We start from the raw sequence: 12,845 nt of genomic DNA on the forward strand, positions 1-12,845 counted from the left end.
TTGCTTGCTGACAAGTCCCGGCAGGCTGTGGCTTAAAACCTGACGAATTAATGGAGTAAGAAATGAAGCTAACGCAAGTCCGTAATGCCACTCTCGTACTGGAATATGCCGGTAAGAAATTCCTTATCGATCCTATGCTGGCAGAGAAAGAGGCCTGGGAAGGTTTTGCGGGAAATGCGCGCCCGCATCTTCGCAACCCCATGGTGGCTCTGCCCGTAGCGGTTGAGAGTTTGCTGGACGTTGATGCTGTGATCCTGACGCACACGCATACTGACCACTGGGACGAGGCAGCACAGCAGGCCGTCCCTAAAGATATGCTTATTTACACGCAGGATGAGAATGATGCGGCACTGATCCGTTCTCAGGGCTTTCTTAATATCCGCGTTTTAAAAGATGAAAATCATTTCGTGGACGGTCTGACGATTTACAAAACCGACGGCCAGCACGGCAGTAATGAGCTCTACGCCGATGCTGAATGGGGTGGTTTACTGGGGGATGCGTGCGGGCTGGTCTTTACGCACCACGGTGAAAAAACGCTTTATATAGCCGGAGATACCGTCTGGGTAAAACCTTACGCAAAAAACCTGCAACGCTTCCAGCCAGACATTGTAGTGCTGAATACCGGCTATGCGGTTAACGATCTCTACGGCCCGATTATCATGGGTAAAGAGGACACGCTGCGCACGCTTAAGATGCTGCCATCTGCAACCATCGTTGCCTCTCATATGGAATCGATTAACCATTGCCTGCTTACCCGTGTGGAGCTGCGTGAGTTTACGCTTGAACAGGGTATTGAAAGTCAGGTGCTTATTCCGGCAGATGGTGAGACTCTCGTTTTCTGACCGGCTTGTTACCTGTGGTTATAACGACCGACTGACGGCCAACGTGGCCGGTTAAAATCAGCCTGTCAGCTACTGGTGCTTTGGTGCTCTGGTGGCGATCATTAACGGAAAGGTAAACATTATGTCTGCTCTGACAGTTGCCGTGATCGCCACGGCTGGATTCAGCCCGTTTCACTTTTCGGTGCCCTGTATACTTTTTGGGTCATCCATGCCGGAACCTGATTTGTTCTGCCTCGAAATATGCGCGGAAAAGGTGGGTATTGTCCAGTCGGATATCGGCCTGTCTATCAATGTAGATCACGGTCTGGAACGACTTGACGCTGCAGATATTATCATCGTGCCGTACTGGAATAACCCTGATGAAAAACCCTCTCAGGCCCTGCTTGATAAGCTGATAAGCGCCTGGCAGCGCGGTGCGGAAGTGGTGGGTCTCTGTCTGGGCACCTACGTGCTCGCTTACTCGGGCCTGCTCAACGAACGCCGCGCCGCCACACACTGGGAGTATGAAAAGGACTTTACTGAACGCTTTCCTGCCGTTCACCTGGACAGTAACTCGCTTTATACCAGCGATGAGCGGCTCATCACCTCTGCCGGAACGGCGGCCGGTATTGACTGCTGTCTGAACATTATCCGCGACCATTACGGTTCGGCCGTTGCCAACCGGGTGGCAAGAAGGATGGTTGTTCCTCCTTACCGTGAAGGCGGGCAGGCCCAGTTTATAGAGCGTCCGGTTCCGGGCTCCACGCGGGACAGTAAAATAAATGAATTAATGGATTACCTGCGCCGCAATCTGGACAAGCCACACGACCTCGACTCGCTGGCCAGATTTGTCAGCATGAGCCGACGAACGCTGACCCGTCACTTTCTGAAGGCCACGGGAACCACGCTGGGAGACTGGATTAACGCAGAGCGGCTTCAGCGAAGCCAGGAACTGCTGGAAACGACGGATCACAGTATCGAAAAAGTGTCCGAGATGACCGGATTTCAGTCACCAGTCTCATTTCGTCAGAGCTTTAAGGCGAGATTCAGCGTCAGCCCCAGCGAATGGCGCCGGGCATTCCGCGGCCCTGAACCGGTTGACCGGGAAGCAAACCTGTCGTAACAGAGATACCCTGCATTTTTATCCGCTCCGGCGCCCTGCGCTGCCGCGCAGCCATTCTTGTCGGAAATAGCTATCAGACTCATTTTTGCTGTGACGAGCCTGGCAATATTCTGCTTCAGGGCGGGCAGCGTCGCTTTATCATCACTTTTCCTGCCGGGCCAGAAAGGTGTCGGCAACCAGATGATATGCATTTTGGGAAATCCCGATCCTGTTTTGCTCCCTCCCCTGCGGACAGGAGAAGACCTCAGCAGGCGCTGATTTCGTTAAACTTTTTTAAAGGATCTTACAGGCTTCAGAAGGAATTAATGGAAGAGAAAATGGCACCCCTACAGGATTCGATATTAAGCGATAACGTCATGTTTTTAATTTGAATATTCATGTTCATTTTATAGTGGTACCCCCAAATGTACCCCCAGATGCTTTTTTGCCCCCTCTTTTTGCCTGTTTTTTTGCTCAGCATTCCCCCCCGGCAGATGCAAAATATTTTGCAGGTGAGATGCCCGGCTGTGCGGGGCAACTAAAAAAGTTTCGTAGTTCATCTTTTGGCCGCTTCTGTAAACCATAGCCGTGGTGATTTCCACCATACCTTAGCCCCTCTTATTGTAGGATAGATGTCTCCCACAATAAGGAATCAGCCAGCCATGAGAATGACCAGCCGCAAAAAAGAGATACTCAGCTACTTTGAGTCTGACGCCCTCGGATGGGTGACGGGTGAGATTGGCGCGCCGCCGTTCGACGTGTCGGGCGTTGCTTACCTGCTTTACGGGATGGATTCCCTCATTAAGCCGCACTGTCTGGAGTCTGCCAGACGGACGCTGGACGCGATGGTGAGGGACGGGCTGCTGGAAAAGGGGGTCAGCTATGAGCAACGGCAGAACAAAACGCAGTCAGGCAGCGGTGGAGGGGTCTGGTGCCACTGTTCCCGCTATGGGCTGCCCGGCCTGTCTCAGGTGACGCGTGACGATGGTGGCAGGGATAATGCGATTGAGGGGGAATGCGAGCGGGTCTGATGAAGGGTCGGATTTGAAATCCGCAGGTCAGGCGCTGGATTCAGGTGTCACGGAAATCGTGATGGCCACCGGCGCCAGAAAGCGATCTTTCTCTGGACGGGCGGGGGTTTGCCGCCCTTCAGGTGTGATTTGAGCTACTCAAATCTGAGTCGCGCAAAACTGAGTCGCTACCGGATTTATTTTCCGGTTCCGCGCTCAGCCAGTGGGGCTGGCTCAGCTAGCGCCGTGGTGCGGGTTTACGCCAGTGATAGTCTGGGGCTTCCATTCGCTGCCTGTGGCGGGCGCTGTCCTGTAACGCCTGCGCTATCCCCGTTCTGATTGTGTACAGGGTGTGCCGGTCTGGCGGCTCTCCATTGCGGCGAGCAATCTCAATCATCGTCATTTCAAGCGTGGCGCGGTCTGTCATGGGGTTGCTCCTGCGGCGGCATTTAGCACGCTTTGATTACCTTTGCCGGGATTTTATTTTCTTTGCGAGACTGGCGGCAAGACGGAGTGGCGTTGCTGGCTGCCTCTTTCGTCCGCGACTAACTTTCAAAGTGCTTTATCCTTACTGATAAGCAGGAAAACTCCTGGTCACGTAGTTGGCTCACGGAAGGGCCAGTCTTTTTCCAGCCCCCACTGCCCCATGATTTACCCGGATCCTGCTCAGAACGGCATTAACTACAGGGATACGGGATTTCCCGTTTCGCAGCTCATTGTTTTCATGGCAAAGCTCGAATCTGAGCTATTCCCCTGACTGGCTCTGGTCGTGCGTGATCAGCAATCATGCTCAGTGTTTATCGCTCAGCTTTCCCCAAAAAAAGTTTTCTAACCTGCGGCGGTGTGAAAAAAGGTTAGGCGGCGGTCCTTTAGAGCAAAAGCCCTGAAGTTTTTACCCGCCCTCTGCCCTGCTCAGCGCGTTATTTTTTTATTCTTCATCCTGAATGCCTCTCCCGCTGGCTGGTAAATTCCCATGCGCCGCTGAGCCTCCCTTGCCGCTCGCGCCACCTCAATGAACGAGCCGCTATCAGCAGGCTTTTTGCCCACTTTAGCCAGACACTCGTTTATCCGTCTGATAAGCCATACCCGCCCTGTGTCTGACTCCGTGAGAGGGATAACCTCCTGCCACCGCGCCGCCGCTCTGCGATACAGCCCCTTTGATTCCAGCTCCTCAGCTTTGGCGTCACGCACCATTACCGCTGCTCCTCATCCTCTCTGGCGTCCTGCGCCTCATCAAAACCCCGCCTCATCCTCTGGCGCGGCCTGCCGGTAAATATCCCATCCCGGCGCTGCGCTCTGCTGCTGTGCCTGCTTCCTGCTGCCCGGTCTGGATGTTCTGGCGCTCACAATACTGTCAGCGATAACCTGCGGATGCTCTTTCTGTGCGCCATCCTGAGCTGTCCACTGATTTAGTTGCAGGTTGCCCGCCACCGACAGCATGTCGCCCTTCTGGTGCCCTGCCAGCGTCTCTGCCTGCGTGCCGAAAGCGATAACGGCCAGCCAGTAGGTAGCCTCTCCGTTCTGCGCCGTGTGGCAGGGCAGCGCTACGGCCAGCCTCGCCATTGCCATAGCTTTACCGCCGGACGTTGTGCGGGTCTGCGGGTCTGCCACTAATCGCCCGTAGGCGGAAATCTGTGCGGTCATCGAATTCCTCTCTGTCAGAGGTGGGCTGTCTTATTGTAGGAGGGAGGCAGGTTTTTTCTCTCTATATAATTAAGCAAAAACATGTCGTTCAGTTGGTTCAGTTGGTTCAATTTGTAAAGACGATTGTTTTAAAAGGATTAATTTCAAAAAACTGAACCAACACAACCCCGAATTGAACCAACAACTATGCGTTCTGAACCAACAACTTTTCATGTCTTACATTGTCTTACGGTGATAAAATGCTCACTAATTTCCTGATGCTGGTGGCCTATGAGCAAATCCCTTTCTGTGACATTCCGTGTGCCTGCTGAGTTAAGCGAGGCTTTTACAGACGCTGTAAACGCTGCTGGTGGCGATAAAACTGCATGGCTGGTCGATGCCATACGACAGAAACTGAACCGGCCAGACAGCAACCCTGACGCTCGCTTGATCTCGCTTGTGGAACGAATGGAAGTAGCCGCCGCTGCTCTCATTGGTGGGAAGCAGGGTATACCTCCTTTGCCATACGATGAGCCGGCTGTAATTCGTATCGTAGAAGAGGCTATCGTGCAGGGGTTTGATAACGGCCGCATCATCGCTGAGCGGCTTAACGACGCTGGCTATCAGACTAAGACAGGCAAGGCATGGGATAAGGACATTTACAGTGCATGGAAGCGTAAAATTCATCTTTCAAATAAGTAAGCGGCTCCAAGATGCGATGAGGCAAAATTCCCAAACACTGATCATTCATCAGGATATGCTAATACCGCGCTTCAGGTTAGGATGATTCTTAACCCCCACCTCCTAATTCTTAAATATCCTTTACATGTTATCTCGAGCCAAGCTTTGCTCAGCAGTAATGTGAAGGCCTTTGACGTATAGGAGTGTGGAAATTTATTCAGAGTAGAATGGAGCTTCGGATGGTGGTGGCAGCAAAAGATCAAAGTTTAAAGTCAGTAAGAGTAGGATTTTATACCAGCTCTGAAAACATTCGTTCTGATAACAAAGGCGCAACTGCAAAAGCTTTCAAAGATCTGTATGATAAATGTGCAAAGCATTTGAAAATGACTCATCATGCTGACTTTGGCGAAAGAGAGCTCAAAATTCATTTCCTTGCAGTATCAACTGAGGATAATTCTTATTTTGGATTTATGTCTCGTAGGAGGAAAAGCGCAACATTAGCATATATAACTGATGAGGAGTGGGTCGAAGAGAAAATTCCTCTTGCCGGTGCCAAGGCTCTTTCTGAACGTACATACTTTATATATTATCCACAGACAGATATTTTAGTTTTGTCTTTGAATCACTTAGGGCCACGTCATAGCGATTTAGCTTTCCTTTTGTTTAACTCCAGCGCCGAAGGAATACCGATTTCTTTTGAAGCTATATGGAAAGAAGAAAGCATCAAGGAATTACTTGAAACAGGATCTAATTTAAGAAGTTGTGACATTTCGGTAGCTATTCCCCGAAATTTTAATGCTGCAGACTATCAGCTTGATGGGATGTTCGCTAATCAGATGATTGAAATGATCAAAGGCACTAGTTCCAGTCATCTTACGCTCTCACTTCGTGGGCACTCCCCGCTTAAGAGAAAAGCAAAAGGATGGCTAGAAGATGACGTTAAAAAAAGCCTAAAAGAGTTACTTGAGAAGTTTCCAGGCGGCGATGGTAGATTGACTTTTGAGAAAGCCGATGTTGTTGCTCAGGGTGATAAAAAGAAAAAAAACCTAGTAGATGAAGTGCTTACGGTTAGGAAAATGGTTCCAATACAAATTGATGGCTACCCAACCGATGTTGACGTTAAAAATGCTATGATACATGCAAAAAATGACAACCTTAAGTACCTTACTCAGTACTATTTGGTCGAGCAACCTTAAGAGACAACATGATGGGACCACGGACATTGTTTACTATCAAGACAGTCATTGCAGTTGCAATGTCTATTGTGGGGGCCAAAGTTCTTCACGATTTAGATCATAATGCTGTCATTTCCGCAGCGGGTGCCCTTTCGACTATTTCAGGCGTTCTTTTTGGGTTCGTCTTAGCATCGGTTACCATTTTGAGCAGCTTTGACAGTTCTAAAGGGCTTGTAGGCGCGCTTAAGCGTAATGGCGTGTTAAAAGGATTAGTTGAAGGACTTTTCGGAACTGGTACTACGCTGATAGCAGCCTGTCTATCAGCTATGATATCAATGTTTGCCCCTGTAGTTAGTAACTTAGCTTTAGACTATTATGCGTTGTTGCTAGCAGGGGCATATCTAATTATATCGATGATTTCTTTCTTCTATAACTGGAAATCATTATCTAAAATTATAGGTTACATTTAAACCCATAATAAAACGCATAATTTGGCTTATAAAAAATCATCTGGTTTTTACTCGTTTTGGCTATGCCGCTGTGTAGCAAATGAAAAGTGAAAACAATCTCGCTCGCCTCAACAATACTCGACATAGCTGTCAGGGACGGTCGGAAGAAATAATCCTCGTCACCCACTGTAACTAGGTATTCGCCTATCTCTTTCAATGGTGTCATACCAGTTAGAAACCCTCAGATTCTGCGATTTCTTTGGCCGCCTGCTTCAGCGGCTTGCCATATATCTTGATGCTCCAACAATCAGCAGCTGTTCTGTAACCAACATGGTCAAAAGTGCCATCCTCGCGCATGTAGTCCGCTCTGACGGGTGGGTGTGGCCCGTCAAAGGATTTGCTGCCTTTATCTCTAGCCACCTTCTCCAGCGCAGCCAGGCGGGCTTTAATGCTCATCGTTACCTCCCACCAGCAACGCTCTGAGTTCTGATGACTGAGGGAAGTTATGACCACGCACAGCCAGGCGCTCTATAACCTTCTGATAGGCTCCTGAGGGGGCATTGCCGGCTAACTCGTCCATCAGGGCAGAGATGACCTGCGCATCGCCATCCTTCGGCGTCATGGCCTTTTCCAGCCGGTTCAGTCGTGCCAGCAGACTACCCATGATTTTCTCCCTGCAGGATAAGCTGATTATGGCGCTGTGCTTCTTCAGTCGTAGCATTTCGGAACAGCCCTTTATGCTTCACCCAGCCGCCACCACACTCGCGGGAGCCGTCAGGGCTGACACCGATTAGCCAGATTTCATCAGGGCCGCCGCTGGTGGCTTGAGCGCCGCTGGTGGCCTCCAGTGCTTCAATTCGTCTTAACAGGCTCATTGTCCGCTCTCCTGTGCCTTCTCCAGCTCAGCAACGCGCTCAGCCAGTTCTGTAATTTCGATAATCTTCGCCATGTTCGCCAGGCCATCCAGAATCATTTTCCCCTGGTCGGCGGGTAGTTCACCTGCGGCAATCGCCTTAATCACAGAACGGGCCGCTGCAGGTAAATCGCTGTCGTCTAGCTCGAAAGATACCGGCTGATAAACCGGCTTACTCGGCGGGACAACTCTGTCCAGGATGAGGCGGCAGGCGGCCATATCACCTTCTTTAGCCGCGTCCATGATGGTTTTCACAGCATCATCAGCGCCACCTTCCAGCACACGCCTCAGTTCAGCTGCTTTGCTGCTGCGGCCACCTGGATTACCCGATGCGCCTTTCTTCCATTTGCCGCCTTTATCACGGCTGGCCTGTTCTTTCGTGCTGTCAGGCATCTGTCTGCCACCTTTCGTTATTTCTTATACCCGTTTCACCTTGACCAAACTCAACATGATCGCGTCCCTGCGATGCGTTCAATTACTTCTTAATTCGCTTTTGAAGAAAGCCTCCATCACGGGTACTTTGTTCACGAGCTACTTTCAGGGCAACTATTTCCATCTGTTGGATCATTTGCTTCTGTGTAGCGTCATCAATACCGTTAGTGGTAGTGATGTTGAAATTGACCTCTAGGCTCACTCCTCCGTTGCCGCCAGCGCCGGCGATATCTTTATTACTAATCACCTTTCCGCTATCACCCGGGATCATGTACTGGCTGCCATTGCTGGCTTTAAAGATTTCAGGCTTGCCGCCTTCACCGACACGATACATTGAGTTAGCCAGAACAGGACCGCCATGCTCACGCGCACCGGCCACAGCTAAACCTTTAGAAGCCATCAACGCTGTTGAATAGGCTGTTGTGCCTACGGTTGAAGCGGTTCCCATGGTGGCGATCGATGCGCTCACTGCCGCCGGCCCCCACATCCCTGCTGCGGCTGTTGCCTGCGTTGCTGTTGCCCCAAGCGCTGCTGATGCTGCTGCCTGTCCCATGAGCATGTTTTTAACATACTGCAGGCCCATCTCTACCAGACCACTGACCACACTATTCAGGATTGTGCTGCCGATGTTGGCGAACGCCTCACTGAGGCTCTGAGTGCCGTTCAGAAGGCCGGTAATGGCATTTGTCGCGCCACCCTGCAGAGAATCAACCGCGTCAGCCAGAAGGCTGTTAGCGGCGCTCTGGTTGCGATAGATTTCCCACTGCGCCGCGATGCGCTGTTGCTCGTATTGCGTGTTGGCAGCATTCATTAATGCCAGGCCATTGAGGGTAATTTGTCCCTTAGCGGTTTCGAACTCCTGTATTAACGCGAGCTTTTTGGCGTTCTCATTAGCCAGTGCCTGAACCGGGTCGATAGCACCTTGTGCTTCCTGAAGTGGTGTCACTCCGGCATTCTGCGTTGCCCGGATTCGGGCTAAATTGACCTGGTGCTGTTGCTCCATTTGCTCGGCGGCTGCGTCATGCTGCTGCTGAGTGATGGTCTTTTGCTCCAGCGCCGTTTTGAGGTCAGCGACATCCTGCTTATAGCGTGTGTTCTCAGCCTGCTCAGGGATTAGCTTCATAGCGGCCGCCTGAGCGCGGATTGCTGCGGACGTATCCCATATCTCGCCACGATACTTACCGGCCAGCGCAATCTGCTCCTGAGTGGCCCCTTTACCCAGTGACAACTGGGCCTGAAGAACGGCCTGAGCGCGGCTCATTTCAGTTGTAGAGTCGGCTGATAATTCGGATTGCTGACGCAGGCTTTCCAGCTTTTGAGAAACAGATTCAGCCGAAGAGGCTGACCGCTTATTCTGCTGCTCGCTCTGCTGCTGGGCTTTCCGGCGATTTTCTTCTGCTTTCTGCTGATCGAATGTCACACCGGCCCTTTCGCGTGCCAGCTGAACATCACGCTCTATCTGGTCGGAATTGGTGCTTCCGTCCTTTTTGGCAAGATTACGAATGTCCATTTCAGCTTTGAGCTGGGCGCGTTTCTTCTCGTTAAACTCACTTTGCAGGTCGATTTGTTCCTGCTGGTTGTCGAGGTAGTCCTGAATTTCTTTCGGACGTGTAATAATCAGGCTGGTGGAGTTAAAACGCTCCTTCGCACTAGCGGCCTGATTTATCGACTTGGCGAAATGAGACATCATTCCAGCAGCGTCACCAGCAGCCGTTGTTTCACGACTTAGCAAGTCGATGCCTGTTTTCAAGCCTGTTGTTAACTGGGCCTGACCAAGGATGATGGCGCTTTGTGTCTGACTCAGGCGGCGTTGAGCTTTTTCCAGAGATTCCGCTGCGATATTCTGCTGATCAATAGCACCTGATAAAGCCTCTGATGCCTGACGGCCTCTCGTGGTTCCAGTACCCCAGTTATCGATTTCTTTACGGAGATCACGCACACGATAAACGGTGTTATCAAACGTCTTTTGCGCATCCTCGACGCTGTCCGTTAGGCTCGGGATAGTCTCTCGCAGGCGCGCAATTGATGCGCCAACCTCAGTGGCTGACATATCCTTAAACTTGGCTGCGAGATTAGATGCGCTGTCGGCTAAATTGTTGGCTTCTTGTCTTGCCTGCTGAGCTTTTTGGTAGAAATAGAAGATTGCCGCTGCTGCCAGAGTAGCTGCGCCAGCAGGCCCACCAATCAGCGCCATGACCCCTCTGGCACCAGCCGCTGCCGCCGCCATAGCTCCCTGTGCTGTTGCGACTCTGTAAGCTGCTGCGGCATTAGCGATTTGTTGTGCTGTAGCAGCTGCCAGCGCACCAACATATCTTGATCCCATCACGGCGCTTGCAGCCAGAACGGCTGTCGAAATTGAATCGAGGTTTTCAGTTAATGTGATCACCGCACTATTGAACACGGCAACAGCGGCTTTAACAGTCGCTGATGAGCCAATAAAACGGGTGATGTTATTTCCTGCCACCTCCAGAGACTGGCCGATTGTGGCGGTGGTTCTGGCAAACTCCTGCCCGATACTGGCACCTTGAGAAAGCAGGCCATTCACCACAGCATCAGTCGTCAGTTTGCCCTGTGCCGCCATATTGCGCATTTGACCAATGGTGACGCCCATTGAATCAGCAAGCGCTACTATAAGGCGGTTTCCCTGCTCGTTCACTGAGTTAAATTCTTCGCCACGCAGTGCGCCAGAGGCTAACCCTTGCGATAGTTGGATAATGGCGTTTTCAGCTTCCTGTGCAGTAGCGCCCGATACCACAAATCCCTGATTGATGATGGTGGTGAGTTTGGCGATATCGTCTGCGCTGGTTCCATACTGGCGGGTAGCTCGCTCTAATCGGGCATACAGTGACGCAGTGGCGTCGAGGCTTGAACGGGTTTGCTGTGTGATGTTGAAAACGCGCTCAGTAACAGAAGCCAACTGCTCGCCCGGCCTGACAGCGTTAGCCAGTTTGTTGTTAACGTTCGCCCAGGCATCGGCATAGGCGGCGACCTGCTGAACTGATAGGGCAGCGGTAAGCGCAGTAGCTACGCGAGAGAGCGATGACATTGAGCGTTCTGCGATATTGATCTGCTTGCCCGCTTTAACAGCGGAATTACCCATGCCATCAAGTGTGTTATCGAGCTTTGCCGCCTTTTCAAGCGCCTTCTCAAGCTCTATATCGACTTCGTAGTAGACGCCGCCTGCTTTGGTATCAGCCATTCATCCCCCTTAATGACTGACGCGAAGAGCAGTTTTAGCCAGCGCGATGCGGTGCATATTTTCGATCACGTTCAGACCGTGGTTTGATAGCTGGTACTCCCTGCCGTCCAGAGAAATCATTTCCATCAGCATGGTGTATGCCTTACGTTCATAATCGGCCTTGCCGCTGCTGCGGGTAGCATAAACGCAGTTATCAACCAGCCCCGATGCCAGCAATTCGCGGCTTATTTCACCGGTTTTACCGTTATGGGTGAACTGTGCGTTGCCGTGCTCCCGGATTCGGTCACGAATGTATGTTTCTGCGATAGTTTCAGCCAGGCGCTGTAGCTGTTCCATCACGCCTCCTGATCCAGTTGCGCCAATGCTTTATCCATCAGGCCGCGAGCGATAACGTGAATAGTTGGAGCCACGCCTAATGGTGATTTAGCGCGTTCCTGTTCCTGAATTTTTCGTAAGGCTTCAATTTGTTCAACCCGCATCAGTACGGGCTTGACGGTTGGCTGCTGGATCATGACCACCTCCTGTTATTTTATACAGTAATTATAATTGCAATTAATGAAATATTGGAGTTTTTCATGCCGATTTGTGAAACATTAATTTGATCGTTTTGATCGAATATTTTTCTCATAAAAAAACCTCGCCGGAGCGAGGTTGGTTATCTGATGGGGAAATCAGTTAGTGTTAAAGTTTTTAAGCACTTTGAAGGTTATTGACTGGTTATTGGCATCCATAATTTCAACAATAGCCCCTTTGTAGCGAATAGTTTTGGACTCAGCTAAATCGTATTCGACCTCATTAGAGAAGGCTGCTCTAGCCAAGCCCCCCTGAAACTCTCTATAACCGATATTGATTTTTTGACCCACCTTACCGTTGTAGATAAGCGTCTGCTGGAAGGATGATTCCCGTTCGGTGTTAATTTTTTTCTTGCTGTAAGCAACATTGGAAGAACACTTAGTACCTCCATAAATGGAAACTACACACACATCTTTGCCTGATTTAGACACCTGAATGCTTTGCGGGGGATCATTGACCATTACACGAAAAGGCACCGGTGTTCCTGTCGTTCTCTCAGTCGAAAGAAAGTATTCTGATTTGGCGTCATCACCTGTTTTTACGTAGTCTCCAGCTGGGATGGTATAAGTTCCCAGTGAACCGATCTCGGTTGGTGAATCAAAATGCAGAACCTCCATGCTGGCATCCATACCTTGTCTAATCATGTCCTCACCGACATACGTAGTTGTTACGGTATTAAGCTGGGGGATGCTGAAAGATTTTACTTGTGGGACATAATTGTGAGCAGGAGTGGTACACCCAGCCAGAAGCATAGAACCTAAAGCCAGTAAAATAATTTTTTTCATTTTCATTTCCTTTGATTGCGATCGGAAACATCCTATCAATGAGCTTCAGCATTGCAATCATTTGATTGTTTCTCACTCAGCC

General features: G+C 50.6%; 17 protein-coding genes. 6 read left to right on the forward strand and 11 right to left on the reverse strand.

What is annotated here, in order from left to right; all coding sequences use genetic code 11:
• The first annotated feature begins 62 nt into the window (after positions 1-62).
• Positions 63-842: an MBL fold metallo-hydrolase gene (locus B3797_RS17410; RefSeq protein ID WP_311791724.1), complete on the forward strand. Its 780-nt coding sequence runs from the start codon at positions 63-65 to the stop codon at positions 840-842.
• 121 nt (positions 843-963) lie between these two features.
• Positions 964-1,944 carry a GlxA family transcriptional regulator gene (locus tag B3797_RS17415; protein ID WP_311791725.1) on the forward strand — a complete coding sequence of 327 codons (981 nt, stop codon included), beginning with the start codon at positions 964-966 and terminating at the stop codon, positions 1,942-1,944.
• Between the two features lie 386 nt (positions 1,945-2,330).
• Here the strand turns inward: B3797_RS17415 and B3797_RS17420 are convergent, their stop codons facing one another.
• Positions 2,331-2,528, reverse strand: a complete 198-nt coding sequence (locus tag B3797_RS17420) for a hypothetical protein (RefSeq protein ID WP_311791726.1) — start codon at positions 2,526-2,528, stop codon at positions 2,331-2,333.
• 57 nt (positions 2,529-2,585) lie between these two features.
• On the opposite strand from B3797_RS17420, the gene B3797_RS17425 reads away from it, so the two are divergent.
• Positions 2,586-2,954 (forward strand): hypothetical protein, encoded by a 369-nt coding sequence (locus B3797_RS17425; RefSeq protein ID WP_311791727.1) that lies wholly within the window; start codon positions 2,586-2,588, stop codon positions 2,952-2,954.
• Positions 2,955-3,845: 891 nt separating this feature from the next.
• Here the strand turns inward: B3797_RS17425 and B3797_RS17430 are convergent.
• Entirely contained in the window at positions 3,846-4,127 is a 282-nt protein-coding gene (locus tag B3797_RS17430) for a PerC family transcriptional regulator (RefSeq protein WP_311791728.1), read from the reverse strand.
• A gap of 39 nt (positions 4,128-4,166) precedes the next feature.
• Entirely contained in the window at positions 4,167-4,577 is a 411-nt protein-coding gene (locus tag B3797_RS17435) for a single-stranded DNA-binding protein (protein WP_311791729.1), read from the reverse strand.
• Between the two features lie 270 nt (positions 4,578-4,847).
• Here B3797_RS17435 and B3797_RS17440 point away from each other — a divergent pair, with 270 nt between their 5' ends.
• From B3797_RS17440 to B3797_RS17450, 3 genes are all read left to right on the forward strand, one after another.
• The gene (locus B3797_RS17440; RefSeq protein ID WP_311791730.1) at positions 4,848-5,258 is read left to right on the forward strand and encodes a hypothetical protein; all 411 of its coding nucleotides are present in this window, start codon (positions 4,848-4,850) and stop codon (positions 5,256-5,258) included.
• Positions 5,259-5,476: 218 nt separating this feature from the next.
• Complete coding sequence (locus B3797_RS17445) at positions 5,477-6,433, forward strand: hypothetical protein (protein ID WP_311791731.1); 957 nt, start codon at positions 5,477-5,479, stop codon at positions 6,431-6,433.
• An 8-nt stretch (positions 6,434-6,441) separates the two neighbouring features.
• The gene (locus tag B3797_RS17450) at positions 6,442-6,882 is read left to right on the forward strand and encodes a hypothetical protein (protein ID WP_311791732.1); all 441 of its coding nucleotides are present in this window, start codon (positions 6,442-6,444) and stop codon (positions 6,880-6,882) included.
• Between the two features lie 210 nt (positions 6,883-7,092).
• On the opposite strand, the gene B3797_RS17455 is transcribed toward B3797_RS17450, so the two are convergent.
• The 8 genes from B3797_RS17455 to B3797_RS17490 all read right to left on the reverse strand — a co-directional run bounded on the left by B3797_RS17455 (position 7,093) and on the right by B3797_RS17490 (position 12,763).
• On the reverse strand, positions 7,093-7,317 hold the full coding sequence (locus B3797_RS17455; protein WP_311791733.1) for a hypothetical protein: 225 nt from the start codon (positions 7,315-7,317) through the stop codon (positions 7,093-7,095).
• The gene (locus B3797_RS17460; RefSeq protein ID WP_311791734.1) at positions 7,307-7,525 is read right to left on the reverse strand and encodes a hypothetical protein; all 219 of its coding nucleotides are present in this window, start codon (positions 7,523-7,525) and stop codon (positions 7,307-7,309) included. Before B3797_RS17460 ends, B3797_RS17455 begins: the two co-directional genes overlap by 11 nt.
• Positions 7,518-7,736 carry a hypothetical protein gene (locus B3797_RS17465; RefSeq protein ID WP_311791735.1) on the reverse strand — a complete coding sequence of 73 codons (219 nt, stop codon included), beginning with the start codon at positions 7,734-7,736 and terminating at the stop codon, positions 7,518-7,520. Before B3797_RS17465 ends, B3797_RS17460 begins: the two co-directional genes overlap by 8 nt.
• On the reverse strand, positions 7,733-8,167 hold the full coding sequence (locus B3797_RS17470; RefSeq protein WP_084882809.1) for a hypothetical protein: 435 nt from the start codon (positions 8,165-8,167) through the stop codon (positions 7,733-7,735). Before B3797_RS17470 ends, B3797_RS17465 begins: the two co-directional genes overlap by 4 nt.
• Before the next feature lie 82 nt (positions 8,168-8,249).
• A complete protein-coding gene (locus B3797_RS17475) occupies positions 8,250-11,405 on the reverse strand; it encodes a tape measure protein (protein ID WP_311791736.1) in 3,156 nt (1,051 codons plus the stop codon).
• 9 nt (positions 11,406-11,414) lie between these two features.
• The gene (locus B3797_RS17480) at positions 11,415-11,741 is read right to left on the reverse strand and encodes a hypothetical protein (RefSeq protein ID WP_311791737.1); all 327 of its coding nucleotides are present in this window, start codon (positions 11,739-11,741) and stop codon (positions 11,415-11,417) included.
• Positions 11,741-11,917, reverse strand: coding sequence for a hypothetical protein (locus tag B3797_RS17485; RefSeq protein WP_185749308.1), 177 nt, complete (start codon positions 11,915-11,917; stop codon positions 11,741-11,743). The genes B3797_RS17480 and B3797_RS17485 overlap by 1 nt, the downstream gene beginning before the upstream one ends.
• 159 nt (positions 11,918-12,076) lie before the next feature.
• Positions 12,077-12,763, reverse strand: coding sequence for a hypothetical protein (locus tag B3797_RS17490; RefSeq protein WP_311791738.1), 687 nt, complete (start codon positions 12,761-12,763; stop codon positions 12,077-12,079).
• Between the last annotated feature and the right edge of the window lie 82 nt (positions 12,764-12,845).

Source organism: Pantoea sp. UBA5923 (assembly GCF_002431095.1).
GTDB classification, from domain to species: domain Bacteria; phylum Pseudomonadota; class Gammaproteobacteria; order Enterobacterales; family Enterobacteriaceae; genus Pantoea; species Pantoea piersonii.

Coding starts and splice junctions, on each gene's coding strand:
- B3797_RS17410 (WP_311791724.1), top strand. CDS start 63: ATGAAGCTAACGCAAGTCCGTAATGCCACTCTCGTACTGGAATATGCC.
- B3797_RS17415 (WP_311791725.1), top strand. CDS start 964: ATGTCTGCTCTGACAGTTGCCGTGATCGCCACGGCTGGATTCAGCCCG.
- B3797_RS17420 (WP_311791726.1), bottom strand. CDS start 2,528: ATGGTGGAAATCACCACGGCTATGGTTTACAGAAGCGGCCAAAAGATG.
- B3797_RS17425 (WP_311791727.1), top strand. CDS start 2,586: ATGAGAATGACCAGCCGCAAAAAAGAGATACTCAGCTACTTTGAGTCT.
- B3797_RS17430 (WP_311791728.1), bottom strand. CDS start 4,127: ATGGTGCGTGACGCCAAAGCTGAGGAGCTGGAATCAAAGGGGCTGTAT.
- B3797_RS17435 (WP_311791729.1), bottom strand. CDS start 4,577: ATGACCGCACAGATTTCCGCCTACGGGCGATTAGTGGCAGACCCGCAG.
- B3797_RS17440 (WP_311791730.1), top strand. CDS start 4,848: ATGAGCAAATCCCTTTCTGTGACATTCCGTGTGCCTGCTGAGTTAAGC.
- B3797_RS17445 (WP_311791731.1), top strand. CDS start 5,477: ATGGTGGTGGCAGCAAAAGATCAAAGTTTAAAGTCAGTAAGAGTAGGA.
- B3797_RS17450 (WP_311791732.1), top strand. CDS start 6,442: ATGATGGGACCACGGACATTGTTTACTATCAAGACAGTCATTGCAGTT.
- B3797_RS17455 (WP_311791733.1), bottom strand. CDS start 7,317: ATGAGCATTAAAGCCCGCCTGGCTGCGCTGGAGAAGGTGGCTAGAGAT.
- B3797_RS17460 (WP_311791734.1), bottom strand. CDS start 7,525: ATGGGTAGTCTGCTGGCACGACTGAACCGGCTGGAAAAGGCCATGACG.
- B3797_RS17465 (WP_311791735.1), bottom strand. CDS start 7,736: ATGAGCCTGTTAAGACGAATTGAAGCACTGGAGGCCACCAGCGGCGCT.
- B3797_RS17470 (WP_084882809.1), bottom strand. CDS start 8,167: ATGCCTGACAGCACGAAAGAACAGGCCAGCCGTGATAAAGGCGGCAAA.
- B3797_RS17475 (WP_311791736.1), bottom strand. CDS start 11,405: ATGGCTGATACCAAAGCAGGCGGCGTCTACTACGAAGTCGATATAGAG.
- B3797_RS17480 (WP_311791737.1), bottom strand. CDS start 11,741: ATGGAACAGCTACAGCGCCTGGCTGAAACTATCGCAGAAACATACATT.
- B3797_RS17485 (WP_185749308.1), bottom strand. CDS start 11,917: ATGATCCAGCAGCCAACCGTCAAGCCCGTACTGATGCGGGTTGAACAA.
- B3797_RS17490 (WP_311791738.1), bottom strand. CDS start 12,763: ATGAAAAAAATTATTTTACTGGCTTTAGGTTCTATGCTTCTGGCTGGG.